Here is a 26,698-nt window from a genome sequence, read left to right as displayed (position 1 = left end):
GTATAATGAGCATATAAAAGGCATTAACATAGATAAGGAGGAAGCTTCATTGCGTTATTTAACAGCAGGCGAGTCACATGGTAAACAATTAACAACGATTATAGAAGGTGTGCCTGCAGGTATGCCTCTATTAGCACAAGATATTAATGAGTCTTTACATCGTCGGCAAGGCGGATATGGACGTGGTAAACGAATGGAAATAGAAACTGATGATGTTCATATTATGAGTGGCGTTCGACATGGTTACACATTAGGTTCTCCGATTACACTAGTAGTAAAAAACGATGATTATAAACATTGGACAGATATTATGGGGGAAGAGCCGATTGATCCAGATACATATATTAGACGAATTGTAACGAAACCAAGACCAGGGCATGCCGATTTGAATGGGGCTATCAAGTATGGACATCGTGATATGCGAAATGTTTTGGAACGTTCATCTGCCCGTGAAACAGCAGCTCGGGTTGCGGCAGGTGCTGTAGGTAAAATCTTATTAAATCATTTAGGCATTAAAATAGTCGGTTATGTAAAAGAAATCGCGGGAGTTGTTGCAAAAGACTTTCAATCTTTATCGATAGATGAAAAAATCAATAGGTCTAATCAATCGCCAGTACGTACTTTAGATAAAGATGTAGAAGAAGACATGATGTCCAAAATTGATCAAGCTAAAAAAGATGGTGATTCTATAGGTGGCGTTGCTGAAGTGATTGTTGAAGGTGTGCCTGCTGGTATTGGTTCATACGTCCATTATGACAGGAAATTAGACGGGAGAATTGCAGGAAGTGTGATGAGCATTAACGCTTTTAAAGGTGTTGAATTTGGAATTGGTTTTTTAGCAGCACGTAAAAATGGTAGTGAAGTACATGATGAAATTATGTGGTCAAAAAATAAAGGATATTATAGAAAAACAAACCGTTTAGGTGGATTTGAAGGTGGTATGACAACTGGCATGCCAATCGTTGTCAAAGGTGTCATGAAGCCAATACCGACTCTCTATAAGCCGTTGCAAAGTGTTGATATTGAGACAAAAGAACCATTTCATGCAAGTATTGAACGTTCTGATGCTTGTGCTGTTCCTGCTGCTAGTGTTGTCATGGAACATGTTGTGGCATTTGAAATTGCAAAAGCTATTACAGAACAGTTTTCAAGTGATCAATTTACTATATTAAAACGTGAATTAGACCGACATCGTGAAGCAAGCAGGTGCTTTTAATGAAACAAATGTTGATTAAGTCTAAGACGACATCTTACCCTATTTATCTAGGAACAGATTTATTAAAACGTTTAGAGCAGTATATAAATCCATCATATACGTCCGTTTTAGTTATAACAGATCAAACGGTAGCGACTTATTATTTAGATGATGTAATGAATGCTTTAAAACAATTTTCCGTCCATCATATCGTTATTGAACCTGGAGAACAGTCTAAATCGATCGAGCAGTTTTATGACATTCATACGAAAGCTCTTTCTTTTGGATTGGATCGGCATTCACTCATTATTGCTCTCGGTGGAGGAGTCGTTGGAGATTTAGCCGGTTTTGTTGCTGCGACATTTATGCGTGGCATTGACTTTATTCAAATTCCTACAACAATATTAGCGCATGATAGTAGCGTAGGTGGAAAGGTAGCGATTAATCATCATTTAGGTAAAAATTTAATTGGCCAATTCTATGTCCCAAAAGCTGTTATATATGACGTCGCAACACTTCGTACACTAGATAAGCGAGAAATACGTTCTGGTTATGCTGAGATTATTAAAGAAGCATTGATTTCGGATGAGGCGTTTTTTAATGACCTTTTATTAACGAACATTTATCAAACCGATGCCAAAACACAAGTTAATCATCTTTATCACGGCATGCGGATTAAAGCAAGCATCGTTCAACAAGATGAGAGAGAACAAAACATTCGTCGTTATTTAAATTTTGGTCATACATTAGCACATGCACTTGAACAGCAATTAGGTTATGGGCAATTAACACACGGTGAAGCAGTTGCGATTGGTTTACTTTTTGCATTATATATCAGTGCAAATGAATATGGAAATAAACACACTTACCTCGTTTTACTAGATTGGTTCAAGAAACATGATTACCCACTAATGATTCCAAAAATAAATGTCAACGACCTTCTAAATCGAATGAAGGTAGATAAAAAAGTAGTTAATCGTCACATTCAGATGGTTTTATTAAAGTCTGTTGGACAACCTGAACTTAAATGTTTTACTGATCGAGAAATGGTAGAATATATAACATCATTTTTCTCAGAATTAATGAAAGGAATTGACAAATGAAACCAATCAAACTAGATTTTAATGCTCGAGCATTAAGAGGAAATCTATCTATGCCTGGAGATAAATCAATATCCCATCGAGCAATTATACTCGGTTCAATCGCGAATGGTACAACAACTGTTAAAAATTTCCTTCCAGCTAAAGACTGTTTACGAACATTAGAAGTATTCAGATGTTTAGGTGTTCAAATTGTTCAAGATAATTATACAGTTACAATTGATGGAAAAGGCATAGCAGGATTAGTTGAGCCGGATAAACCACTTTATTTCGGCAACTCAGGAACAACTGCGCGACTTATGCTTGGATTATTATCAGGATTACCATTTTTTACAACAGTTTATGGTGATCAATCATTAAGTCAACGTCCAATGGATCGTGTGATAAAACCTCTTAAAATGATGGGAGCATCTATCTTTGGGAGAGATTCTCATACACGACTTCCTTTAGCTATTAACGGTCAACCATTGTCCAGTATAACATATGAAATGGAGATAGAGAGTGCTCAAGTTAAGTCTGCCATATTATTAGCGGGTTTATATGCAGAGGGAGAAACAACGGTTATTGAGCGGATACCAACCCGAAATCATACAGAATTAATGTTGAAACATTTTGGCGGATCACTTAAGACAAGAAATAATCAAATCTCAATCCAAGGTAAGCAACAGCTTAAAGCAACGCAAATTAATGTTCCAGGTGATTTTTCTTCTGCTGCTTTCTTTATAGCTGGAGCACTTATTTTACAAAATAGTCAATTAGTTATTAAAAATATCGGTCTTAATCCAACACGAACTGGTATGTTAGATGTTTTGTGGCAAATGGGTGCTCATATTCAAGTGTCCGATATAAAAGAAACAAACGGAGAACGAGTAGGTAATCTAACTATTGAGACGAGTAACTTATGTGGTATAACAATTGATGGCAAGTTAATTCCACGACTTATTGATGAATTACCTATCATCAGTTTAATAGCAACTCAAGCAGAGGGACAAACGGTTATAAAAAATGCTGAAGAACTTCGTGTGAAAGAAACAGATCGAATTAAAGCAGTTGTTGATGTGCTAACAACTTTGGGAGCATCCATAAAAGAAACAGCAGATGGCATGATTATAAATGGTAAAACAACTTTAATAGGTGGCTCTGTATCAGCATATGGTGATCATCGGATGGCGATGATGATTATCATTGCCTCTCTCATTACGAAAGAACCAATATATATTGACGATTTATCATGTATGAATATTTCATATCCACGCTTTATTCATGATTTAAAACAAATTGTGATTTAATATGAGAAAGGAAGCTAAATAATGGATATCATTACAGAGGCAAATCAATTAATGGAAGCTCACTTAGCAAATGAAGCGATAAATTTAATCGAGGAAGCACTTAATACAGCTTCAGAAAATGAAAAAATATTATATGCTGCCTTTTTTATGGAGTGGGGGTTTTTAGATGAGGCGCGTTCCATTTTAGAACCACTCCATGCTAAGATGTGTCATAGTGAAGTCATTTTAATGCTTGCTGAAATATATACTGAACAACAGGAAGACACAAAGGCAATTGAACTCCTTTTATTAATCGATCCAGATGATGAAGCATATCTTCCTGCATTATTACAATTAGCTGATTTGTACCAACAAGAAGGATTATTTGAAGTCTCTGAACAAAAACTATTGGAAGCAAAGCGAATTGCACCGCAAGAAGAAGTCATTGATTTCGCATTAGGTGAATTATATTATTCAATTGGCGACTATAACCGCGCGATATTGTACTATGAAAAGGTATCAACAGACATTTTAAATGTATCTATAACTGAAAGACTCGCTCATAGTTTAACAGCAGTTGGAAAATATGAACTCGCTTTTAATTATTTTAAAACAATTAAAGAACCTGATCATGATACGTTGTTTTCATATGGTTTGACTGCATTTCAAATAGAACGTGATGATGTGGCAATTAAAGTTTTAAAACAACTTTTAGAAAAAGATCCATACTATCATTCGGCGTACTTACTTCTTGCAGAAGCATATGAAAGACAAGGTTTAATTAAAGAAGCATATAACATATTAAAACAGGGACTAGAATATGACGAATTTAATAAAGAATTATATTATCATTTAGGAATATTATTACAAAAGTTAAATCGGTTAGATGAAAGTGAAACAATGTTTCAAGAAGCCATAACACTTGATCCTGATTATAAAGAAGCCATTTTATCGCTTATAGCACTTTGGAAAGATAATAATAAATACGAGTTAATCATTGACTTAATTCATGATATTAAAAATGACGGCTCTATTGATCCCTTGTATGAATGGGCGTTAGGTAGAGCATATAGTGAATTAGATGAAAGAAACGATGCATTAAACGCCTATAAGCAGGCATATACTAATTTACAAGATGATCCTGAGTTTCTAAAAGAATATGGTATGTTATTATATGAAGCAGGAGAGCGTAAAGAAGCAGTCAATATTTTTCGAACTTACTTAATGATGATTCCCGATGATTATGATATTATAGCATTTACCGAGCGAATAGAGGAAATAAACTAAAAGATGCTCACTATGGTAAGGAGATCGATAAATGAGCGCATCTGTATCGATAGAAGATAAGAAGAACTTTCTTACATGGGTATTAAATCACCTTAAATTTAAAAGGCGAGAAAGTGTATGGATTCTGCATTACCTTTTAGGACATAAATCAGTTTTAGAGAATGTTCATTTTGTAAATGGAGCAAAATTTTGTCCTAGAGGTTTGATTATGTCTACAACTTGTTCTGATCATATTCCTTTTCGGTATTATAAAAGTCATATCGTAACAACTGATCCCGAGAAGGCATTTCATGATATTCGTCTAAATTGTGACCAAAAACTTTACTTGGAGTTAAATTTTAAACAAGCTTATCAAAATACTCAATATGTTAGTGTGATAGAAGAAAACCCTTTTATTCCAGAAGATTTTTTTCTCTCGGTAGAGGATAAACAAAATGCAAACCGATTATTAAATCAGTCCGTCTATCGCTTTCAAAAGACACAATTAAAAGCGGAGATAGATGCTGCTTTAGATTGCGGAGATAAAAGGAAGTTTTTAGAGCTTTCTCAAGCTTTAAAGCAGCTAGAAGAACAGAAAAATCAACCTACTTCCTAGCTAAGGTTGATTTTTTTGGGAAAGAAAATAGTAAAGATAGCATATATATCTATATTTTAGTAAATAATATGGAGGAGAGCTCGTTAATGAAATGGCGACAAGATGATGTAAATAAATATATAACAGCAAAAGAATATATTGACACGGCTTTATTGTCTTTACTTCCGTTTCATATATTAAAAGATGATGAAATATCAAAGCAAGCTTATCAAAGCGATGTTTTGCAAATATTTGCAGATGAATTAGAACGCGAACTATCAGGTCGAACAATGCAAATTCCACCGTATACATATCTCCATCATACAGATAAACAACAGGAAGTTTCTAGACTTAATACATGGATTAAAGAAATTGAAACACAACCTTTTAAACATACCTTTTTAATCACATTTGATATGGGTTGGAAAAAGTATGAAAGGCAATTAGAAGGTCAATTAATATGGTTACCAGTCATTCAAGTCGACCATATTCATGATAATGAATTGAAACGTTGGATGCATGAAAATGTAAAGCAAGTTAGTGAATTAATCCGTTCTTACTGGTAAAATCAGGTATAAATTGGTCAACTTTGAACAAGTTTTAACATTTATAAGTTATTAATTGACCAAGATGTTACTTTACGCTATCATGGTAATGTCCTAGTAATCTGATTTTAAAATTATGTCCGTGAACATCAAAGTAAAGAGGGGGGAAAATCATGAGTGATAAAAAGAAGCAAGTGACCCGAAGACAATTCTTAAACTATACATTAACAGGTGTAGGCGGGTTTATGGCAGCAGGAATGTTGATTTCACCTTTACGAATGGCAATTGATCCAGTTTTACAACCATCTGGTGATGGTGATTTTGCTAATGTAGGTTTGTCTGTAGATGATATCACAACAGAACCGCAACCTGTTGAATGGGAAGTAGAACAAGTTGATGCTTGGTATAAATCAGATGTTACTCGAAAAGCATTTGTATTTAAAAATGATCAGGATGAAATTGTAGCTCTTTCCCCAAAATGTACACATTTAGGGTGTATGGTATCATGGGAAGGTAGTGAAAGTCATCCAGACCAATTTTACTGTCCATGTCATGACGGACGCTTTACAAAAGATGGTACTAACGTTGAAGGTACACCACCTTTAGAACCGTTACATGTATATGAACATAAGGTTGAAAATGGCATGCTATTTTTAGGAAAAGCATATCCAAGAGGGGAGGCGTAATCATCTATGTTACAAAAAATGTATGATTGGATTGATGAGCGTATAGATATTACGCCAATTTGGCGCGATATCGCAGATCACGAAGTACCAGAACACGTTAACCCAGCGCATCATTTTTCAGCGTTTGTTTACTGTTTTGGCGGATTAACTTTCTTCGTTGTTGTGATCCAAATACTATCGGGCATGTTTTTAACGATGTATTATGTGCCTGATATTGAAAACGCTTGGAAGTCCGTATATTATTTACAAACACAGGTAGCACATGGTCAAATTGTTCGTGGAATGCACCATTGGGGCGCCAGTGTCGTTATAGTCATGCTCTTATTACATACACTACGAGTGTTCTTCCAAGGAGCATATAAAAAACCACGTGAATTAAACTGGATGGTAGGCGTTCTATTATTCTTTGTCATGCTCGGTTTAGGATTCACTGGATATTTATTACCATGGGATAACAAAGCATATTTTGCTACAGAAGTTGGCTTGAATATTGCTGGTCAAGTACCTTTAATTGGAGATTGGCTCATTACTCTTCTCGGTGGACACCCTGAAATTATTGGTGCACAAACATTGACAAGGTTCTTTGCAATCCATGTATTCTTCTTACCAGCAGCATTATTCGCATTATTAGCTGTACACTTTATATTAATTCGTAGACAAGGTATTTCTGGACCACTATGATGAGGAGGGATAAAGAATGAAAAGGGGTAAAGGAATGAAGTATGTCGGTGATTCTCGAGTTTCAGCAGAGAAAACATCGACAACTCCAAAAGACTATTCGGAATATCCTGGTAGAACCGTAGCTTTCTGGCCTAACTTCTTATTAACAGAATGGCTTGCAGGTTCAGTTTTTCTAGTAGGATTCCTTACACTTGTATTAACTCATCCATCACCTCTCGAAGGGATGGCTGACCCTACGACAGCAGGATATATACCACTTCCAGACTGGTACTTCTTATTCTTATATGAATTATTAAAGTACAAATACGCGGGTGGAGATTATGTTTTACTCGGTGTTGTCGTCATTCCTGGTCTAGCATTTGGTGCCCTTCTATTAGCACCATTTCTTGATAATGGACCAGGTCGTCGTCCAAGTCAACGCCCTATTGCTACAAGCATGATGTTATTAGCTTTAATTGCTACGATTTGGCTAACATATGACTCAGCTTCAGCTGTAGATTGGGAAGCACGTGCTGAGGCTAATAAGCCTATCCCACCATCTGAAGTTGAAATAGATACATCTGATCCAGGTTATGAAGTATATAAAAATTCTTGTGCATCATGTCATGGTGATAATTTAACAGATGGCGCTGCTGGACCACCATTAATTGGTATTGATTATACTGCAGATGAAATTGCTAAAATATCTGTAGAAGGAATCGGTAATATGCCAGCTGGTGTCTTTGATGGTACAGATGAAGAACTCGAACAGTTAGCTGAGTTCATTTTTACAATTAATGAGGAAAATAAAGAAGAATAAGAAAGAGCTAAACGAAAGCACCTTTGCCATCACAGTCGGTAAAGGTGCTTTTTAACTTTATTGAAGGGAGTTTTGTAATGTTTAGGCATATCTTAGCTGATCGACGTGTGCTTATCCTTTTATTTATAATAAATCTGCTTGGAACTATATATGGTTTCTATTGGTATAAATATCAATTGGCTATAACACCAGCTAAATTTCTCATTTTTGTTCCTGATAGCCCAACAGCGAGTTTATTTTTTACAATATTTTTGTTGTTTTTTATATTCGGAAGAAATGTGCCTTATATCGAAGCATTAGCACTAATCACGCTATTTAAATATGGTGTATGGGCAGTTGTAATGAATCTATTATCACTATATATTGATGGATCATTAAGTCCACAAGGTTATATGCTCATAATATCACATGCTTTAATGGCTGTTGAAGGTTTACTTTATGTCCGTTTTTATAAAGTTAAATTAAAGCATCTCGTCGTTGCGAGTATATGGACATTACATAATGATGTAATTGATTATGTTTATGGAATGATGCCTATATATAACTCCTTAACAGAATATATGGACCATATTGGATACTTCACATTTTGGTTAAGTATCACATCCATTTTTATTGCTTATCAATTAACAATCAAACGTCAACATCAGTTATAAAACCTTTTGTTCACGCATAGATTAAAATAAAAGCTATGCGAGGGATCTCTATGAAGAATTATTTTATAAAACAGATAAATAAAGGCAAACTCATAATAATCATAGGGATAATCGAGATATTATTCTTCTCAAAAATCACGAAAGCAAAAGTAAAAACAGAAACCGTTCAAAAAAGTGTAGATATGATTGCTTTTTATTGGGTATTATTTGTCATAGGTGGATTAATTGCACTTACATTAACTTATGTTAGTTGGAGAAAATATAAAGGTGAAAAACAGAAACAAAGAACTCATGACAAAACAGTTGACTGATTAGCATAATTTGACTAAAATTGACCTATAGATAACTTATGGAGGGGACAATAAATGTATCTAAGCTCTGGAACTCTCTTAATTTATTTTGCAATACTTCTTATTGTTCCGTTATGGGCACAAGCTAAAGTTAAAAGTACGTATTCTAAATATTCGAAAATTGCAACATCATCTAAAATGACTGGTGCACAAGTTGCTAGGCAGATTTTAAATGATAATGGCCTTTTTGATGTAACAGTAGAGGAAACGAGAGGTATTCTGTCAGACCATTATGATCCGCGTTCAAAAACCGTTCGTCTATCTACTGATAATTATCATGGCTATTCGATGGCAGCATCAGCAGTTGCTGCACACGAAGTTGGACATGCTATCCAAGATGCAGAGAACTACGCTTTTCTAAGATTTCGTTCTGCGCTCGTTCCTGTTGCTAATCTTGGATCAAACTTATCATTTTTCTTAATTATTGTCGGCCTATTCTTGAATATGATGAATTTAGCCGTCGTTGGACTTTTGTTTATGGCGGGGGCTGTTTTATTCCAGCTCGTTACATTACCAGTCGAATTTGATGCATCAAGTCGTGCTATGGGACAACTCGTTAGCGGTGGATATATTACAAATCGTGAAGAACGCGATACGAGAAAAGTATTAAATGCTGCAGCTATGACATATGTTGCGGCAGCTTTAGTTGCTGTTATGGAATTAATTCGTTTTGCCTTAATTGTTTTTGCTAACCGTGAATAATCATGATGTGATAACTAGAGGTGATTTTAATCATAACACCTCTTTTTTTTGTATAAATAATGATAAAACATTTGTCAAAGAATGGACAATTAGCTAACATTGATATATGTTCATTTTTACTTCTTAAAATTAAAGGAGTGCCTATTCTATGAACACTTACACGACTAAAGATATACAAAATCGAGTTGATTCTTATATATCACAATTTAAGGAAGGTTACTTTTCTCCATTAAGTTTATTAGCACGTATGACAGAAGAGGTAGGAGAATTAGCACGTGAAGTGAATCATTATTACGGTGAAAAGCCAAAAAAGCATACAGAGAAAGAGAAAACAATTGAAGAAGAACTTGGTGATATGCTTTTCGTTCTAACATGTTTCGCTAATTCTCTTGAAATTGACTTATCTGAAGCATTTGAACGATCTATGACAAAAATTGAAACACGTGACAAAGATCGCTGGACTCGTAAATAATCAAGGAGTTGACAACTATGACATTAAAAATAATTGTATCTGGTCCGAGAGGCAGAATGGGGAAAGAAGCCATTAATATGATTTTAAATGAAGAAAATATGGAACTGGTTGCTTGTATTGATCGAATAAATAATGGAAAAATGTTAGCGGATATTGATGGGATGCCAGATGTTCATGTACCAATATTTGTAGACTCAAAACAATGTTTCGAATCCATTAAAGCTGATATATTTTTAGAATTATCTATCCCTGATGTAGCATTCACACATACAGTAAATGCGTTAAAAAACGGTTTACGTGCAGTGGTAGGTACATCAGGATTGACAAAGGAACAAATTCATGATCTAAAAATACTTGCTTTTGAGAAGGAGTTAGGATGTATCATTGCCCCTAACTTCGCTATAGGTGCTGTTTTAATGATGCAATTCGCTCAAAAAGCTGCACGTTATTTCCCAGATATAGAAATTATTGAGAAGCACCATGACAAAAAGTTGGATGCACCGTCAGGGACAGCCATAAAAACATTAGATATGATTTTGGAAACAAGAGAAGATAAAGAGCAAGGACATCCGAATGAAAAAGAGACATTGCAAGGAGCAAGAGGAGCAAATCAATCTGGTGTCCACATTCATAGCGTTCGTTTACCTGGATTGATAGCTCATCAAGAAGTGATCTTTGGAGGTTTAGGACAAACATTGACGATTACTCATGATTCTTATAATCGTCAATCATTTATGACGGGTGTTAAATTCGCTTTAAATAAGGTCAATGAACTAACTGAACTCGTTTATGGTATGGAAAATATTTTAGATTAACAATAAAGGGGAATATGCATGATGAATATAGCATTAATCGCACATGATGAAAAAAAGCAAGAAATGATTCAATTTACCATTGCTTATGAAGAAATTTTAAAGCGTCATCATTTATATGCAACTGGAACAACAGGTAAGCGTATAGAGGAACATACGGATTTAAAGATCACTCGCTTTAAGTCTGGACCATTAGGTGGCGATCAGCAAATTGGTGCTATGGTTGCTCACAATGAAATGGATCTTGTCATATTCTTTAAAGACCCTTTAACTGCTCAACCACATGAACCTGATATAAGTGCATTGATGCGCTTATGTGATGTTTATTATATTCCATTAGTTACAAATCTTGCAGCGGCAGAAATTGTCATTCGAGCGTTGGAGCGTGGGGACTTTGCATGGCGTGATATTGTTAAACAAAGGGAAGGACGTTCATCATGAAAATTGGTATAACATGCTATCCAACTGTTGGAGGCTCAGGTGTTATTGCAACAGAGTTGGGCATGATGTTAGCAAAACGTGGTCATGAAATTCACTTTATTACATCTGGACTTCCATTTCGGTTAAATCAAGTGAATCCATATATTTATTACCATGAAGTAGAAGTAAACCAATATCCTGTTTTTCAATATGCACCTTATGACTTAGCTTTAGCCTCTAAAATGGCAGAAGTAATAGACCAGTACGCACTCGACATTTTACATGTTCATTATGCTATTCCACATGCAATTTCAGCCATTTTAGCACGTGATATTGCAAAACACGATGTAAAAATAGTGACAACATTGCATGGTACAGATATTACTGTGTTAGGAGTCGATCAGCTTTTTAAGAAAATGATTGCATATGCTATAGAAAAGTCAGATGCTGTCACAGCTGTTTCTAATCGCTTAAAAGAACAAACGATTGAGCTAACTCAAGTTAATAAAGATATTGCTGTTATTTACAATTTCATAAATGAAAACGTTTATTATAAGAAAGAATTGCCAAATTTAAAATCACAATACGGAATTAAAGATGAAGAGAAAGTGTTGATACATATTTCTAATTTTCGTAAGGTAAAACGTATTGAAGATATTATTAAGACATTTTATTATGTACAAAAACAAGTTGATTCGAAGCTTCTTCTCGTTGGAGATGGCCCTGAATCAACACATGCATATCAATTAGTTAAAGAATTGAAGATTGAAAATAATGTGCTCTTTCTTGGAAAACAAAAAAACATCAGTGATCTTTTATCTATTTCAGATTTACATTTGTTATTATCTGAAAAAGAAAGTTTTGGACTCGTTATATTAGAAGCGATGGCCTGTCATGTGCCTACAATCGGGACTAATATTGGCGGAATTCCTGAGGTTATTAAACATAATGAGAGTGGCTTACTTGTTGAGGTTGGTGCAGTTGAAGAAGCGGCAAAGCAGGCGATAGACTTATTGACAAACAAAGAAAAATTAGTTCGTTTATCAGAACAAGCATATATCCGTTCACAAGAATATTTTCATTCAGATTTGATCGTTAATCAATACGTAAATTTATATAAAAGTATATTAAATCGTTAACGTTAAAGAATTGATGGTGATTAAATGCTTACAAACCCGTTTCATCATGCTCGCTACATTATTGATAAAATTGAAGAACATGGCCACCAAGCTTATTTTGTTGGTGGCTGTGTTCGTGATTTATTATTAAATAATGATATAAAAGATATCGATATTGCTACATCGGCAAAGCCAGAGTTAATCCAAGATATCTTTGATAAAGTTATTCCAGTTGGTATTGAACATGGAACAGTTATAGTCCACCATCAAGGGATATCTTATGAAGTAACAACCTTTCGATTAGATGGCTCATATTCAGATGAAAGACATCCTGATTCGGTCCAGTTCATTGATCGCATTGACGAAGACCTTGCTAGAAGAGATTTTACGATGAATGCTCTGGCTATGGATAAACATGGAAAAATCATTGATTTATATGGTGGAAAACGTGATTTACAAGCACATATTATTCGAACAGTCGGAGATGGTGTGAAACGTTTCAAAGAAGACCCTTTGCGCATCATACGAGCATTACGTTTTACAAGCCAATTAGGTTTTTCAATTGAAACTGATACATTAAAAGCGATGAAAACATTAAAAGCTAAAATAGAGCATTTAGCAGTTGAACGGCTTTATCAAGAAATGGAAAGATTCTTTGCAGGTAAATATGTTGATAAAGGCATGTATTATCTTAAAGATTTAAATATACATCAATATTTACCTGTTTTTAAAAGTCATCCTCATATTGTCTATCAATTTCCGCAACCAGTGATGCCATTAAATTCATTTGCTGAAGTCATAACAGTCTTGCACCTTTTAGAACCAGAGATAAGTGTTCAATCATGGGTGAAAGGATGGAAGGCATCCAACCAAATAAAGCGAAAAGCCAATCTATTGGTTGACACGATATTACAGTATAAAAAGAATGGGTTAGATCGTTGGCTCGTTTATCAATTGCCTGCTCAATATGATGAGGCTTTTTTACGTATTATTCACTATATTTTAGGAGATCAAATAATCGACACTAACACCATTCATCTAATAAGAGAAGAGCTTGCTATTCATTCCAAAAAAGAATTAGCTGTTAATGGGCATGATATACTTAAGATGTTTCCTAATAAGAAAGCAGGACCGTGGGTGCAAAGACTTTTAAATCAGATTGAAAGATTAATCGTTACAGAACAACTGAAAAATCATAAAGAAAAGATAAAGGAGTGGATCAAATGCAATCCACCCGGAATAAATTAATCGCTATTCTTGCAAATAATCAAGATAAGTATATTTCCGGGCAGTACTTATCAGAAAAGCTAGACATTTCTCGGAGTGCCATTTGGAAACATATGAAAGAACTAGAAAAAGACGGATATGAAATTGAGGCGCGTCAACGACGTGGATACCGAATTGTATCCTTTCCAAATAAACTTAGTGAAAACACTTTAAAGTGGGGGTTGGAAACAGATTGGTTAGGACATACAATTATCCATAAAACGATCACAACGTCTACACAGCATATCGCGCATCAATTAGCTAGGGAGGGTGCTGAACACGGCACAATCGTTATTGCCGATGAACAAACAGGTGGAAAAGGTAGAATGAATCGCCCATGGCATTCTTCAAAAAATCAAGGTATATGGACGAGTCTTATCTTAAGACCAGAAATTTCACCACATCAGGCACCACAATTAACATTATTAACAGCAACTGTTCTAGCTGATGTAATCTATCAAGAAACAAATATACGTCCGTATATTAAATGGCCGAATGATATTTTAATTGAAAATAAAAAGTTAAGTGGTATTTTAACTGAAATGCAAGCAGAACAAGATCGTATACAATATATCATTATTGGTATTGGTATGAATATCAACCAAACAAAGGGCGATTTACCAAATAAATTACGTGAAACAGCAACATCTCTAAAAATTGAAACAGGGCGCCAAATCAATATGCTTACACTCGTTCAATCTATTTTAGAACAGTTTGAAAAAACATATGAAATGTATTTACATCATGGCTTTACGGCGATTAAAAATAAATGGGAAAGTTATGGTTTTAAAATCGGTGAAAAAATTAATATTAAAACAATGAATCGAGAATGGGAAGGAACTTTCTCAGGCATTGGTTCAGACGGAGGATTACTAGTAAAAAATAAACACGATGGTAAAATTGAAAAATTATATTCTGCTGAAATTGACTGGTTTCGAGAATAAATCTTCATATAGTATAGAAAGGTGGGGAATGAATTGCAAAGATATATTGTTGTTGATTTAGAAACAACTGGGCATTCGCCAGAACAAGGCGATAAAATCATTGAAATTGGGATTGTCATCATTGAAAATGAAACAATTACGAATACGTATAACACGCTAATGAATCCTAACCAATCTATCCCACCATTTATCAGTCAATTAACACATATTTATGATGATGATGTCAAGGAAGCTCCTTTTTTTTCAGAAGTTGTAAAAGAAATCATTCATTTTTTTGAATCAGGTTATTTCATCGCACATAATGCCCAATTTGATTATGAATTTTTAAACGCTATGTTAATCGAAGAAGGTTTTTCACCATTAAACAATCCGGTTCTTGATACTGTAGAATTAGCACGCATCTTCTTTCCAACAGCTACTGGATTTAAATTGAATGAGTTAGCCAACTATTTAAATTTAACACATGATATGCCACATCGTGCATTATCTGATGCATTTGTTACAGCAGAAATTTTTATGAAGATTATCGCCAAATTAAAAACATTACCCTTTGAAACAATATCGCATTTATTAGAATTAGAACCTTTCTTAAAATCGGATTTGTTTGCTATTCTTGAAAAAGAAAAACAAATTAAAGCATATAAAGATAAACAAAAAGCGATTGATTTTTATAAAGGCATAGCTTTTCGGAAAGATGAACAGCCGGATACATTGAGCTTTAAAGAAACTCTTCCTTCCTTTGGAGAGCTAATAGAAGATATATATAGTTCGAATGGCTTATTAAAACAAGCCCTTAATCGCTTTGAAATGCGTCGAGAACAAAAAGATATGTCTGAACTCGTCTATGATATATTTAGGCAAAAAAAACATGGGTTAATTGAAGCATCAACAGGAACTGGTAAATCACTTGCTTATTTAATACCAGCAATTTATGAAGCTGTTCAACTAAATGAACGTATTGTTATTAGTACATATACGACACAATTACAGAGTCAGTTACTAGTGGAAGAAATTCCGATACTTCAAGCAATTTTGCCATTTTCCTTTCAAGTCGCTCTCTTAAAAGGGAAAAAGCATTACATTAGTCTAGATAAATTTGTAAAAGAATTGCCTCATTCTGAAGATGATCATTATGGAATAGTCATTACAAAGGCAATGATTCTTGTATGGTTAACAGAAACGGTAACTGGCGACATTGATGAAATTCATCTACCATCAAGTGGTTACTACTTTTTTAGAAAGATTTCAGCGGAATCTGAAGATATTCAGGATGTTCATACGCCATGGCATCGGTATTCATATTACCAAAAAGCATACGAAAAAGCATACAATGCAGATTTAATCATTACTAATCATGCTTTATTATGTACAGATATAGTAAGTGAATATTCGTATTTACCAAGATATGAAAAGATCATTATTGATGAGGCACACCATTTAGAAGAAACAGCCGCACATCATTTTGGATTACAGTTTGATTATATGCAAAGCGTTTTCGTATTAAACCAAATGGGTACGACTGATGATGGTAGATGGATGACAAAGTTAGCTCATGCACTTCCTAATCAGAGTAAAGGGAAAATATTAAATCAATGGGACGCCCAATTTATGTCGTTTAGAATGGAGTTAGACGAAATATTTCGAAGCATTTACGAACATGTATTAAAACATAGTAGTGCATCGTTTAATGATATTGGACGTTTACAATATGATATCAATGAAGTAAGATTATCCGAACCATATTGGCAATCGATTGTTGAGAATATGCATTCTATTCATATTCTTGCAAAGGAACTATGTATTTTATTAAAAGAGTTAATGATGGATCCTTTTATTGATTCTTATTTATTAGAACAAATAAAACAAAGTCATGATTTCATGGAGTCAATCCAAAAGAAACTATTTGCGATCTTTCTTCAATCTAATGAGAATCAAGTAAAGTGGATTGAAATTGATACAACAGGTGCAAAAAATGCTGTATATATATATGCTAAACCGAGCAACATCGCGGATATTTTAAATAAACAATTTTTTGATGAAAAGCAATCCGTTATTTTAACAAGTGCTACATTAACGATGAAACAATCATTTCGTTTCGTTCAAGAACAACTCGGCCTAACTAATGGACAGGTAATCAAGTCGCAAATTGCAACACCGTTTAATTTTGAAGAACAAGTACAAATGCTTATACCGAATGACTTTCCAGATATTCGAACGGATCCAGAGGAGTTTATCTACTCTTCATGTGAAGCTATTCTCTCTTTAGCTGAAATAACAAAAGGGAGAATGCTTGTTCTTTTCACATCGTATGACATGTTACAACGCTCATATAATTTATTAAAAGAAATGTTTGCGGAAGACTATACGTTAATAGCCCAAGGAATAACAAGTGGAAGTCGTTCCCGACTAAAAAAGAAATTTCAATCATTTGAAAAAGCAATTCTTTTAGGAACAAGTTCTTTTTGGGAGGGGATTGATATTCCTGGAGAAGCTTTATCATCGTTAGTTATTGTTCGATTGCCATTTCAGCCACCAAATCATCCTGTTTATAAAGCTAAAGCAGAAAAATTAAAGGAGACAAGGAAAAACGCTTTTTATCATTTAGCTTTACCACATGCAGTGATTCGTTTTAAACAAGGTTTTGGAAGGTTAATTCGGTCTAATACAGATAGGGGGCTTGTATTTGTCTGTGATTCACGAATAAAAACATCGACATATGGTTCGTTTTTTATTGATTCGATACCTAATGTTCCTATTCATTACGATACAACACATCGACTAATTAAGAAAGCTCATACATGGTTTAATCAGAAAGATTCCATTTGAAAAAGCGTAAACATACTGTTTATCATCAGTATGTTTACGAATAATTGGTGTAAGTTGAGTTTTTTAGTTGAAATGCGAAAAAACAAGACACAATCTTAGTCAAAGTTGTTATAATAAAGAAGATGATGTCTGTTTATGTTCAACTATTCCTTTATTGTTTTCATTTGATTCAATCATATAAGTAACAATTTTTAGGAGTTTATTATGTCATACACGGGTAAGGTGAAAGTATGATCATCGAACGAAAAAACAAGTTCAAATTAACATGGCTAATATGGTTTATTGTACTATGCTGTGTACTTATTATTGGTATACTTATATATAGTGTCTATCTATATTATTCGATACTTAATAATAAAGAAACAGGTCTACAAAAATCAGAACAGATTATTTTAGAACAAACAAAGTTAATATCTGTTGATAAAGTTGAACGATTCCATGGTGATACATCTTATCATGTCATTACTGGACGAGCAAAAGATGGAGATACATATTTTGCTTTTCTACCTATTACAAATAATCATAAAAAACAAAAAATAACGCTTATCAATCATGCGAATATTATATCCCAAAGTCAGATTAAGGATCATTGGTTAAAGAGCTGTCAAACATGTCATTTTATTAGAATATCACCGGGTCTAATTGATGACCAACCAGTTTGGGAAATAACTTATAAAGACCAATCTTTGAGATATGTTTTTGATTACTTGTCCATGTATGACGGTAAGAGTATAGAACAATTTCGCTTTAAACGATTTAGTGAAAAATAAGAAAGAAGGGGATACATAATGAGATTAGCTAATCGGGTAATGAACTTGACACCATCATCAACGTTAGCAATATCAGCTAAAGCAAAAGCGCTAAAAAAAGAAGGGCATGATGTCATTGGTCTTGGTGTAGGAGAACCTGATTTTAATACACCGCAATATATATTAGACGCTGCAAATCAAGCGATGCAAGACGGGTTAACCAAATACACACCTTCTGGAGGCATTCCGGAATTAAAAAAAGCCATTGCTAAAAAGTTTAAAAAAGATAATCAACTTGATTATGAACTTGATGAAATCATTATTACAACAGGGGCTAAGCATGCATTATATACATTATTTCAAGTCATCTTAAATGCAGGAGATGAGGTGATTGTACCTTCGCCTTATTGGGTAAGTTATCCAGAGCAAATTAAGTTAGCTGAAGGAGAGCCTGTTTTTGTTCATGCTTTAGAAGAAAATGATTTCAAAATCACGCCTGAACAACTTGAACAATCAATTACAAATAAAACGAAAGCCTTGATTATTAATTCACCAAGTAATCCTACTGGTATGATGTATTCTAAAGAAGAACTATATGCACTTGGGGAAGTGTGCCTGAAACATAATATTTTAATTGTTTCCGATGAAATTTATGAAAAGCTTATTTATACGAGCGATCCACATATATCAATTGCACAGTTATCACCTGAATTAAAAGCGCAAACAGTTGTCATAAATGGTGTATCTAAATCTCATGCGATGACTGGTTGGCGGATTGGTTATTTAGCAGGACCTAAAGGCATCGTTAAAGCGATGACTAATCATGTATCTCACGCAACGAGTAACCCAACTTCAATTGCTCAATATGCTGCATTACGAGCCTATGAGACTGATCAGGATCCTACCATTGAAATGAGAGCGATTTTTAAAGAGCGTTTGCAAACACTATATGATTTAATAACGACTATACCTGGGATTACATGTCGTCAGCCTAAAGGTGCATTTTACTTATTTCCAAATGTGAGTGGAGCTATTAAACAAAATGGTTTTCAAACTGTTGATGCATGGGTGGAAGCACTTTTAGAAGAAGTGAAAGTGGCACTTGTCCCAGGATCTGGCTTCGGAGCGCCTGAAAATGTGCGACTATCGTATGCGACATCAAAAGAAGAATTAGTCGAAGCGGCACAACGTATTAAACATTTTGTAGAAAAAAATCAACAATAGATTTTGGAGGTTTTTAATTTGAAAACAACGATTCAACATATAGCAAAATATGAAGGACAAGAAGTAACAATAGGTGCATGGCTTGCAAATAAACGGTCAAGTGGTAAGATTGCATTTTTACAATTACGTGATGGAACAGGCTTTATGCAAGCAGTCGTCGTAAAAAACGATGTTGATGAAAATGTCTTTAAATTAGCGAAAACTATGAACCAAGAATCTTCAATGTATATTACCGGGACGATAGTTGAAGATAAGCGTTCACCAATAGGTTATGAAATGCAAGTAAAAAATATCGAACTCATTCAAGAAGCAGTTGATTATCCCATTACACCAAAAGAACATGGTACTGAATTTTTGATGGACCATCGTCATTTATGGTTGCGTTCTAGAAGACAACATGCCGTAATGAAAATCCGTAATGAGATCATTCGTTCAACATATGAATTTTTTAATGCACGAGATTTTGTCAAAGTAGATCCACCTATATTAACAGGTGCATCAGCTGAAGATACAACTGAATTGTTTCATGTTGAATACTTTGATGAAGAAGCGTATTTATCGCAAAGTGGACAACTCTATATGGAAGCAGCTGCAATGGCTTTAGGAAAGGTGTTCTCATTCGGGCCTACTTTTAGAGCTGAAAAATCAAAAACACGACGTCATTTAATCGAATTCTGGATGATGGAGCCTGAAATGGCTTTTGTAGAACATGAAGAAAGTTTACAAATTCAAGAGCAATATGTGACTCATGTCGTTCAGTCTGTATTAGAAAATTGTCAAACAGAATTAAAACAGCTTGATCGCGATATTTCAAAGCTAGAGAAAGTAAAAACACCATTTCCTAGAATAACCTATGGTGAAGCGATTAAATTTTTAAAAGAAAAAGGTTTTACTGATATTGAATGGGGAGACGATTTTGGAGCACCACATGAAACTGCGATAGCTGAAAACTATAATCAGCCTGTATTTATTACAAATTGGCCAAAAGAAATTAAAGCTTTCTATATGCAACCACATCCAGACAATCCTGAACTCGTCCTATGTGCTGATTTAATTGCACCAGAGGGATATGGCGAAATAATTGGTGGGTCTGAACGCATCCATGATTATGACTTAATGAAACAACGTTACGAAGAACATGGTTTAAGTGGTCCGGCATATGAATGGTATTTAGAATTACGAAAATATGGTAGTGTACCTCACTCCGGCTTTGGTCTTGGGTTAGAAAGAACAGTTGCATGGATATCAGGTGTTGAACATGTTCGTGAAACGATACCATTCCCAAGACTGTTAAATCGTCTATATCCATAAACAATATAAAATCTCTTGCAATCATTGCAAGGGATTTTATCTTTTTATTTACAATACATAATCATGCTATACTATATGTTAGAAATAAGAGGTGGAACAACTATATGAACAAACAAATGAAATTAGAACATATTTTATCAAACCAACTGCCAGTTCCGACAAAATTATTAACAGATTTTCATTTATTAGGATTAGATGAGATTGAATTAGTCGTTATTATTCAATTGCATCGGTTTCGGCATGAAGGAAATAATTTCCCAACGCCGCAAGATTTATCCGAATGCTTATCAATCAATGAAACAGAATGTGCGAATATATTGAGACGTTTAATCCAGAAACAATTATTATCCATCGATCAAATCGAAAATGAAATGAATCAGATTAGTGAAGTTTATTCATTAGAACCATTATGGGAAAAATTATTTCATGAAAATAATTTACAACAAGAAGTGTCAGATGACGGTACGCTTTTTATTCTGTTTGAACAAGAATTTGGTCGTCCGTTATCACCTTTTGAAATTGAAATGATTAATACTTGGTTAGATGATGATCGAATTTCTCCATCATTAATAAAAGCAGGATTAAGAGAATCTGTATTAATGAATAAGTTGAATTTTAAATACATTGATCGTATTTTACGGAGTTGGAAGAAAAAGGGTATTGAAACAGTTGAGCAAGCTCGCGTGGAGAGTCGCTCATTTAAAAAGCAAGCATCTCAGCATACAACATATAAAAATGTAGAGCAAAAAGATGATACATTATATTTTAACTGGTTAACAGGGGAGGATGGGCATGCTAAATAAAAATGAAATACGTTTCTGTTTAGATGAGATAGAGAAGATGTTTCCACATGCAACTTGTGAGCTTATCCATCGAAATCCATTTGAGCTTCTGATCGCTGTTGTTTTATCTGCTCAATGTACAGACGACCTCGTGAATAAAGTAACACGGGAATTATTTAAAAAGTATAAAACACCCGAGGATTACTTAGCAGTTTCACAAGAGGAATTACAAAATGATATCCGCTCGATTGGTTTATATCGTAACAAAGCAAAAAACATTCAAAAATTGTCTTATCAAATCATACACGAATATGATGGGAAAGTTCCCCAATCTAAAAAAGAACTTGTAAAGTTAGCAGGAGTAGGAAGGAAAACAGCTAATGTCGTAGCTTCTGTTGCCTTTAATGAACCTGCTATTGCCGTGGATACTCATGTCGAGCGCGTTGCAAAAAGATTAGGTATTTGTCGTTGGAAAGATAGTGTGTTGGAAGTTGAAAAAACATTAATGCGGAAAATACCAGAAGAAGAATGGAGTATAACGCATCACCGAATGATATTCTTTGGTAGGTATCATTGTAAAGCACGAAATCCAAACTGTCCTGAATGTCCACTTCTTGATTTATGTCGTGAAGGAAAAAAGCGAATGAAACGCATTGAACAAAAATAAGAAACCCCGTACATTTTTCATATGTACGGGGTTTCTATTTTTTAACTAATTGTCTTCATCGTTTTCATCATCGTCATCGTCGTCGTCACTGTTATCATCGTCGTCATTGTCGTCATTATTATTTTTATTTTGTTCTTCATTCGGTATCTTAATTTGTACTGAATTTTCTTCACTTCGTTTTCCGGACTGTTTGCCAATGGCTGTTACGACGATTGTATATGTTTCACCTGGTTGTGCACCTTTGATATTGACACCCATTGAATTTTTTATCTCTGTTTGACCATTTACTGTGACTTCAAATGATGCTGGTGGACCGTTATAGCCCCAATTAACCTGAATCATGGATCCATTATAATGAGCACTTAAATTTTGAACAGAAGGGATGGTTTCTTCTTCAGGTTCATCTTGCTCATCATCTTTGTTTTCATCATCGTCTAAGTTCTGATCTTCATCTGGACCAGTTCTAACTGTGACTGTTTGCGGATGACTTTTAAGCGCTTGATCAGCTTTGCTTATAGCAACAACTTGAATATCATATTGTGCGCCTAGTTCTACTTGATTAATGACAAGCTCGGTATCATCTGTTGTTGATAATACATTCATTTGACCACCATCTATGCGTGCGCTAACTTCAAATTGTACGTCATCTTTTTTATCATGAGACCATTTAATATGGATAGCTTCTTTAGCCTCGTCAAATGTTGCTTGTAGACCTTTAACAGGGTCTAATTGATCGTACTTAACTGATGATTGTTTTGGCTCAGTCCCTTTAACAAATAATTCAGTTACAATTTTTGAACTAGGCGTATAACTACTTGGTAATGACGGTGGGTTAGATCCTCTTTCAATATTTACTTTAACAACAGAATCTGGCATCTTAAAATCAGGTGTCTCAATGTTTTTCGAAATCTCGGTCATAGTATAACGGAATAAATCTCTTGCAATACCCGTATAGCCAGATGGAATCGGTTGTCGATTATTATCTTCGTCATAATTTCCCGTCCATACTGAGACTGTATAATTCGTTGAGTATCCGACAAACCAAGAATCTTTGTTCTCATTTGTTGTTCCGGTTTTACCTGCAATAGGTAGCCCAGCAACATTTGCCCTTTGACCCGTACCTTCTCTAACAACGGATTTAAGCATGTCAGTAACCATATATGCCGTGTAATCATTCATGACAGCTTTAGATTCAGGCGTTAATTCAATCACTTTTCCATCAGGAAATTCGACTTTAGTCACTGTATGTGGCTCAATATAAATACCTTCATTTCCAAATGCTTGGTATGCTCCAGCCATTTGGATAGGTGATACAGTTGTTTCAGTTCCACCTATTGCATCACGAATATTAATTCCAGACTTAGGAAATTTAATTCCTAATCCCTCTGCAAATTGCTTCACTTTATCAGCGCCTACTTCTTCAAATGTCTTAACAGCTGGTACATTTAATGAATGCGTTAAGGCGTAACGTGCACTAACCCAACCTTGGTATGTTCGGTTATGATTTCGAATCGGATTTGATCCAGCTATCTCATAAGGCTTATCATCATTTATCTGATGATAAGTTGACCATTTATTGTATTCAATAGCAGGACCGTAAGCCATGATTGGTTTAGCTGTTGAAGCAGGTTGAAAGCCGGCTTGGGCATAGTTAAAATCATCACCTTCACTGTTTCTTCTACCACCAATGGCTTGGATTTTTCCTGTTTTTGTATCGACAACAACCATTCCTGACTGCATCGTATCATTTGGAAACTTAATCGGATTTTCTTCTTGATCAGTAAGTAAAAACTCAACATAATCTTGTATGTCAGGGTCTAATGTCGTATATATTTTTAGACCATCTGTATAAATATTAGCACCATTCACTTTTTCTTTTACTTCTTTTTCAACTTGTTGAATAAATGCTTGATATTTAATAGACTGTGGACTTCTTTCAGTTAATAATGATTCAATGTCAACTTTCCTAGCTTCATCTGCTTCTTTCTCTGTAATTTTATTATGTCGTACCATCAAGTCTAAAACAGTATTCATTCGTTTTTTAGTTAAATCGGGATTTTTAAATGGGTTATAAGCTGTCGGACGCTGTGGTAAACCAGCTAATATTGCTGCTTCTGGTAATGTTAGTTCGTGCAAATCGGTCTTACCGAAATAAACTTGCGCGGCACGTGCTACTCCATAAGCACCATTACCATAAAATATTTTATTTAAATACATTTCCAATATCTGTTCTTTAGAATATTGTCGTTCGAGTTTTAAAGCGATCCATTGTTCTTGAACCTTTAACTTTATTTTCTTTTCTGATGTTAAAAAGGCATTCTCTGCTACTTGTTGTGTAATCGTACTTGCACCTTCAGACCCGAAACCGTGTTTAATGTTAGCGATAATCGCACCACCAATTCGTTTAATATCGATTCCAGGATGTTTAAAGAAGCGAGAGTCTTCAGTCGCTATAACCGCATCAACGAGAACTTCTGGTAAATCATCATAAACGATTTTTGTTCGTTTTTCAGAACCTAAATCGGCAAATACTTCACCATTTTTATCAAGAACTTTAGATGAGAAGGGATCTGATAATTTTTCAGGATCAATTTTTGGAGCAGTGGCAATATAATATCCAAATAATGCCATTACACCAATTCCTATCGCTAATATTAAGACGAGAATAGATAAGAAAAGCTTTTTCCATAAAGGCTTATGCTTTTTATGCTTATTTTGCTTCAATCTTTTTTGTTGTTTCTTTCTTCCCATTCGGGTTTGCTGGTTATTTGTAACCATGATTATACCTCCGATTATTTAAAGTAGAGTCGATCGACTACTGATAGGTAATCAACCCTTGCTTGGAATTTAAAAGGAATTAAAACACCATTTTGCTGAATCCTATGATAAGGTATGGATTTACGTCCATTTTTTAAATGATGCTTCCAATCCATTAGTAAATACTTTGCAGGATATAAAAAGGTTTCATCATTTGCTGCAAAACGGATAATAAAGAAACATATGCCGCCATGTTGTAAAACAGCTTCCATATGTTTAATCTGATGGTCTTGAATATTGGCTAATGGAAAGGATGTCTTATTTTTCGTTTCTTTTGCTTCAAAATCAATATACTTGCTGCGATATATACCATTATAATCCGTTGTTGATGCTTGTTTAAAATATGCTTCTTTAATCACAGCAGCACTTCGTCTAGGATAATGAACATCAACAATTTGTACAGGTGTTGGCTTTTTATGAATAACAGCCCGATTTGTTTGTAAATAATACGTATTCGTTATATTAATATCTTTTTCAAGACTCATTCCCCGATTACCATAGTGCGTTGATAATGGTTTTATTACTTGTTTAGTTGCAGTATTTCTTTTTTGTCCATTTGGGTAATTCATAAGGATTCCTCCTAATGTCTGAAAGTATCATATCAAAAAAATGGTGATTTGATAATCGAAAAATATAAATGTAACAAAAATGTCCATATTGTTAAGAAAAAGGTGGTTATATGTTTAACTATATACATTATATAACAAAACAAACAGAAGAACATAATTTCGATAACATCTCTCGTACTGAAGCATATTTAAATTATTATTCTCAACATCCAGAAATTGAATGGGCGTTTTTAGCAAGTATTGTTTCGCGTAATGCTGGTTGGAATATGACCGATTTAAAGCTACCTATGTTTCAACTTTTACTAGGAAAAACATCATGTGATAAGTTGTTTTTGACTTATGAAGAAGCGAACGCACGTATCTTTGCGGATGCTTATCCACAACTCCTTATCTATGCATTATCAAAAAAAGAAAAGCGACCTTTATTCTTTTTATTAAAATATTTCAATGTATCGCAATATATGAAAAATGAATGGATCCATTTTTGGGAAAGTAAGCAAAAAACACGTCTTGTAATGGCATTAATTGTAAATGAACAACATATTATTGAAAATCCGATTATCCAAAAGCATTCTGTCTTTCGTGAACTTCCATATCGAATGCAAAATCGATTAAAACTAAATGCTGTTCTCTTACCAACAATAACAGGTAAGCTTTATGGTTCTTATACAAAAGATTTTACAAAGCTTCATCGCCGTATTGAATTAGGTAAGACAATTTATTCTTTATTATTTCAGCAGCATATTTACAAACAGTGTTATCAATTTAGTAAACAAATACCACATATGTAACTGCTAGAATAGAATCAACAGTTTCTGCTTGATAGAATTGAACACTTTTCTATTAAAATAGCCTCCTAATCAGTTAAACTAATAAAATAA

At 34.3% G+C, this 26,698-nt stretch carries 27 protein-coding genes; 25 read left to right on the top strand and 2 right to left on the bottom strand.

Translation table 11 applies throughout. The features are described from left to right. The first annotated feature begins 49 nt into the window (after positions 1–49). The 24 genes from aroC to nth all read left to right on the top strand — a co-directional run bounded on the left by aroC (position 50) and on the right by nth (position 22,431). Positions 50–1,216: a chorismate synthase gene (gene aroC / locus HNQ35_RS02750; protein ID WP_146938191.1), complete on the top strand. Its 1,167-nt coding sequence runs from the start codon at positions 50–52 to the stop codon at positions 1,214–1,216. Continuing rightward, positions 1,216–2,298, top strand: a complete 1,083-nt coding sequence (aroB, locus tag HNQ35_RS02745; RefSeq protein ID WP_146938190.1) for a 3-dehydroquinate synthase — start codon at positions 1,216–1,218, stop codon at positions 2,296–2,298. The genes aroC and aroB overlap by 1 nt, the downstream gene beginning before the upstream one ends. Next, the gene (gene aroA, locus HNQ35_RS02740; RefSeq protein ID WP_146938189.1) at positions 2,295–3,584 is read left to right on the top strand and encodes a 3-phosphoshikimate 1-carboxyvinyltransferase; all 1,290 of its coding nucleotides are present in this window, start codon (positions 2,295–2,297) and stop codon (positions 3,582–3,584) included. The genes aroB and aroA overlap by 4 nt, the downstream gene beginning before the upstream one ends. A 21-nt stretch (positions 3,585–3,605) precedes the next feature. Continuing rightward, the gene (locus HNQ35_RS02735; protein ID WP_146938188.1) at positions 3,606–4,850 is read left to right on the top strand and encodes a tetratricopeptide repeat protein; all 1,245 of its coding nucleotides are present in this window, start codon (positions 3,606–3,608) and stop codon (positions 4,848–4,850) included. Between the two features lie 31 nt (positions 4,851–4,881). Then, a complete protein-coding gene (locus HNQ35_RS02730; protein ID WP_146938187.1) occupies positions 4,882–5,445 on the top strand; it encodes a ReoY family proteolytic degradation factor in 564 nt (187 codons plus the stop codon). Positions 5,446–5,531: 86 nt separating this feature from the next. After that, complete coding sequence (locus HNQ35_RS02725) at positions 5,532–5,990, top strand: DUF2487 family protein (protein WP_170226693.1); 459 nt, start codon at positions 5,532–5,534, stop codon at positions 5,988–5,990. A gap of 152 nt (positions 5,991–6,142) precedes the next feature. Continuing rightward, positions 6,143–6,655, top strand: a complete 513-nt coding sequence (locus HNQ35_RS02720; protein ID WP_146938185.1) for a QcrA and Rieske domain-containing protein — start codon at positions 6,143–6,145, stop codon at positions 6,653–6,655. A gap of 6 nt (positions 6,656–6,661) precedes the next feature. Further along, entirely contained in the window at positions 6,662–7,336 is a 675-nt protein-coding gene (qcrB, locus tag HNQ35_RS02715; RefSeq protein WP_146938184.1) for a menaquinol-cytochrome c reductase cytochrome b subunit, read from the top strand. 16 nt (positions 7,337–7,352) lie between these two features. Next, positions 7,353–8,135, top strand: a complete 783-nt coding sequence (locus tag HNQ35_RS02710) for a menaquinol-cytochrome c reductase cytochrome b/c subunit (RefSeq protein ID WP_146938183.1) — start codon at positions 7,353–7,355, stop codon at positions 8,133–8,135. A gap of 77 nt (positions 8,136–8,212) precedes the next feature. Next, on the top strand, positions 8,213–8,788 hold the full coding sequence (gene lhaT / locus HNQ35_RS02705; protein WP_146938182.1) for a lipoprotein heptaprenylglyceryl N-acetyltransferase LhaT: 576 nt from the start codon (positions 8,213–8,215) through the stop codon (positions 8,786–8,788). Between the two features lie 50 nt (positions 8,789–8,838). Next, a complete protein-coding gene (locus HNQ35_RS02700; protein ID WP_246118093.1) occupies positions 8,839–9,099 on the top strand; it encodes a sporulation protein YpjB in 261 nt (86 codons plus the stop codon). A gap of 54 nt (positions 9,100–9,153) precedes the next feature. Further along, a complete protein-coding gene (locus tag HNQ35_RS02695; RefSeq protein ID WP_146938180.1) occupies positions 9,154–9,840 on the top strand; it encodes a zinc metallopeptidase in 687 nt (228 codons plus the stop codon). Positions 9,841–9,988: 148 nt separating this feature from the next. After that, positions 9,989–10,312 (top strand): nucleotide pyrophosphohydrolase, encoded by a 324-nt coding sequence (locus HNQ35_RS02690; RefSeq protein ID WP_146938179.1) that lies wholly within the window; start codon positions 9,989–9,991, stop codon positions 10,310–10,312. A 17-nt stretch (positions 10,313–10,329) separates the two neighbouring features. Continuing rightward, the gene (gene dapB, locus HNQ35_RS02685; RefSeq protein WP_146938178.1) at positions 10,330–11,127 is read left to right on the top strand and encodes a 4-hydroxy-tetrahydrodipicolinate reductase; all 798 of its coding nucleotides are present in this window, start codon (positions 10,330–10,332) and stop codon (positions 11,125–11,127) included. A 21-nt stretch (positions 11,128–11,148) separates the two neighbouring features. Next, positions 11,149–11,565, top strand: a complete 417-nt coding sequence (mgsA, locus tag HNQ35_RS02680; protein ID WP_146938254.1) for a methylglyoxal synthase — start codon at positions 11,149–11,151, stop codon at positions 11,563–11,565. Continuing rightward, positions 11,562–12,683, top strand: coding sequence for an N-acetyl-alpha-D-glucosaminyl L-malate synthase BshA (gene bshA / locus HNQ35_RS02675; RefSeq protein WP_146938177.1), 1,122 nt, complete (start codon positions 11,562–11,564; stop codon positions 12,681–12,683). Before mgsA ends, bshA begins: the two co-directional genes overlap by 4 nt. A gap of 24 nt (positions 12,684–12,707) precedes the next feature. After that, entirely contained in the window at positions 12,708–13,910 is a 1,203-nt protein-coding gene (locus tag HNQ35_RS02670) for a CCA tRNA nucleotidyltransferase (RefSeq protein ID WP_146938176.1), read from the top strand. Further along, a complete protein-coding gene (locus tag HNQ35_RS02665; protein WP_146938175.1) occupies positions 13,886–14,872 on the top strand; it encodes a biotin--[acetyl-CoA-carboxylase] ligase in 987 nt (328 codons plus the stop codon). The genes HNQ35_RS02670 and HNQ35_RS02665 overlap by 25 nt, the downstream gene beginning before the upstream one ends. Positions 14,873–14,905: 33 nt before the next feature. After that, on the top strand, positions 14,906–17,698 hold the full coding sequence (locus tag HNQ35_RS02660) for an ATP-dependent DNA helicase DinG, 3'-5' exoribonuclease type (RefSeq protein ID WP_146938174.1): 2,793 nt from the start codon (positions 14,906–14,908) through the stop codon (positions 17,696–17,698). A 230-nt stretch (positions 17,699–17,928) separates the two neighbouring features. Continuing rightward, a complete protein-coding gene (locus HNQ35_RS02655) occupies positions 17,929–18,468 on the top strand; it encodes a cell wall elongation regulator TseB-like domain-containing protein (protein WP_146938173.1) in 540 nt (179 codons plus the stop codon). Between the two features lie 18 nt (positions 18,469–18,486). Continuing rightward, positions 18,487–19,671, top strand: coding sequence for a pyridoxal phosphate-dependent aminotransferase (locus tag HNQ35_RS02650; protein ID WP_146938172.1), 1,185 nt, complete (start codon positions 18,487–18,489; stop codon positions 19,669–19,671). An 18-nt stretch (positions 19,672–19,689) separates the two neighbouring features. Then, entirely contained in the window at positions 19,690–20,982 is a 1,293-nt protein-coding gene (gene asnS, locus HNQ35_RS02645) for an asparagine--tRNA ligase (RefSeq protein ID WP_146938171.1), read from the top strand. 104 nt (positions 20,983–21,086) lie between these two features. After that, positions 21,087–21,785, top strand: a complete 699-nt coding sequence (locus HNQ35_RS02640; protein ID WP_146938170.1) for a DnaD domain-containing protein — start codon at positions 21,087–21,089, stop codon at positions 21,783–21,785. Beyond that, positions 21,775–22,431 (top strand): endonuclease III, encoded by a 657-nt coding sequence (nth, locus tag HNQ35_RS02635; protein WP_146938169.1) that lies wholly within the window; start codon positions 21,775–21,777, stop codon positions 22,429–22,431. The genes HNQ35_RS02640 and nth overlap by 11 nt, the downstream gene beginning before the upstream one ends. A gap of 45 nt (positions 22,432–22,476) precedes the next feature. Here nth and HNQ35_RS02630 read toward each other — a convergent pair whose 3' ends face one another. Together HNQ35_RS02630 and recU are read right to left on the bottom strand one after the other, a co-directional pair. After that, positions 22,477–25,209 carry a PBP1A family penicillin-binding protein gene (locus HNQ35_RS02630; protein ID WP_146938168.1) on the bottom strand — a complete coding sequence of 911 codons (2,733 nt, stop codon included), beginning with the start codon at positions 25,207–25,209 and terminating at the stop codon, positions 22,477–22,479. 14 nt (positions 25,210–25,223) lie between these two features. Next, entirely contained in the window at positions 25,224–25,817 is a 594-nt protein-coding gene (gene recU, locus HNQ35_RS02625) for a Holliday junction resolvase RecU (protein ID WP_146938167.1), read from the bottom strand. Positions 25,818–25,927: 110 nt separating this feature from the next. On the opposite strand from recU, the gene HNQ35_RS02620 reads away from it, so the two are divergent. Next, the gene (locus tag HNQ35_RS02620) at positions 25,928–26,608 is read left to right on the top strand and encodes a DUF2515 family protein (RefSeq protein WP_183330119.1); all 681 of its coding nucleotides are present in this window, start codon (positions 25,928–25,930) and stop codon (positions 26,606–26,608) included. Positions 26,609–26,698: the final 90 nt, after the last annotated feature.

It is taken from the genome of Cerasibacillus quisquiliarum (assembly GCF_014202495.1).
In the GTDB taxonomy this organism is placed as follows: Bacteria; Bacillota; Bacilli; order Bacillales; family Amphibacillaceae; genus Cerasibacillus; species Cerasibacillus quisquiliarum.
The sequence above is the reverse complement of the archived record's forward strand: the minus strand, read 5'-3'. Positions and strand labels throughout refer to the sequence as shown.

Bases quoted from the DNA above. Each gene is read 5' to 3' on its own strand.
- HNQ35_RS02630 (WP_146938168.1), bottom strand. From the start codon at position 25,209: ATGGTTACAAATAACCAGCAAACCCGAATGGGAAGAAAGAAACAACAA.
- HNQ35_RS02665 (WP_146938175.1), top strand. From the start codon at position 13,886: ATGCAATCCACCCGGAATAAATTAATCGCTATTCTTGCAAATAATCAA.
- aroA (WP_146938189.1), top strand. From the start codon at position 2,295: ATGAAACCAATCAAACTAGATTTTAATGCTCGAGCATTAAGAGGAAAT.
- HNQ35_RS02735 (WP_146938188.1), top strand. From the start codon at position 3,606: ATGGATATCATTACAGAGGCAAATCAATTAATGGAAGCTCACTTAGCA.
- lhaT (WP_146938182.1), top strand. From the start codon at position 8,213: ATGTTTAGGCATATCTTAGCTGATCGACGTGTGCTTATCCTTTTATTT.
- HNQ35_RS02710 (WP_146938183.1), top strand. From the start codon at position 7,353: ATGAAAAGGGGTAAAGGAATGAAGTATGTCGGTGATTCTCGAGTTTCA.
- bshA (WP_146938177.1), top strand. From the start codon at position 11,562: ATGAAAATTGGTATAACATGCTATCCAACTGTTGGAGGCTCAGGTGTT.
- HNQ35_RS02720 (WP_146938185.1), top strand. From the start codon at position 6,143: ATGAGTGATAAAAAGAAGCAAGTGACCCGAAGACAATTCTTAAACTAT.
- HNQ35_RS02700 (WP_246118093.1), top strand. From the start codon at position 8,839: ATGAAGAATTATTTTATAAAACAGATAAATAAAGGCAAACTCATAATA.
- HNQ35_RS02655 (WP_146938173.1), top strand. From the start codon at position 17,929: ATGATCATCGAACGAAAAAACAAGTTCAAATTAACATGGCTAATATGG.
- HNQ35_RS02620 (WP_183330119.1), top strand. From the start codon at position 25,928: ATGTTTAACTATATACATTATATAACAAAACAAACAGAAGAACATAAT.
- qcrB (WP_146938184.1), top strand. From the start codon at position 6,662: ATGTTACAAAAAATGTATGATTGGATTGATGAGCGTATAGATATTACG.
- HNQ35_RS02670 (WP_146938176.1), top strand. From the start codon at position 12,708: ATGCTTACAAACCCGTTTCATCATGCTCGCTACATTATTGATAAAATT.
- HNQ35_RS02640 (WP_146938170.1), top strand. From the start codon at position 21,087: ATGAACAAACAAATGAAATTAGAACATATTTTATCAAACCAACTGCCA.
- HNQ35_RS02690 (WP_146938179.1), top strand. From the start codon at position 9,989: ATGAACACTTACACGACTAAAGATATACAAAATCGAGTTGATTCTTAT.
- aroB (WP_146938190.1), top strand. From the start codon at position 1,216: ATGAAACAAATGTTGATTAAGTCTAAGACGACATCTTACCCTATTTAT.
- HNQ35_RS02730 (WP_146938187.1), top strand. From the start codon at position 4,882: ATGAGCGCATCTGTATCGATAGAAGATAAGAAGAACTTTCTTACATGG.
- nth (WP_146938169.1), top strand. From the start codon at position 21,775: ATGCTAAATAAAAATGAAATACGTTTCTGTTTAGATGAGATAGAGAAG.
- HNQ35_RS02725 (WP_170226693.1), top strand. From the start codon at position 5,532: ATGAAATGGCGACAAGATGATGTAAATAAATATATAACAGCAAAAGAA.
- mgsA (WP_146938254.1), top strand. From the start codon at position 11,149: ATGAATATAGCATTAATCGCACATGATGAAAAAAAGCAAGAAATGATT.
- HNQ35_RS02650 (WP_146938172.1), top strand. From the start codon at position 18,487: ATGAGATTAGCTAATCGGGTAATGAACTTGACACCATCATCAACGTTA.
- dapB (WP_146938178.1), top strand. From the start codon at position 10,330: ATGACATTAAAAATAATTGTATCTGGTCCGAGAGGCAGAATGGGGAAA.
- recU (WP_146938167.1), bottom strand. From the start codon at position 25,817: ATGAATTACCCAAATGGACAAAAAAGAAATACTGCAACTAAACAAGTA.
- HNQ35_RS02695 (WP_146938180.1), top strand. From the start codon at position 9,154: ATGTATCTAAGCTCTGGAACTCTCTTAATTTATTTTGCAATACTTCTT.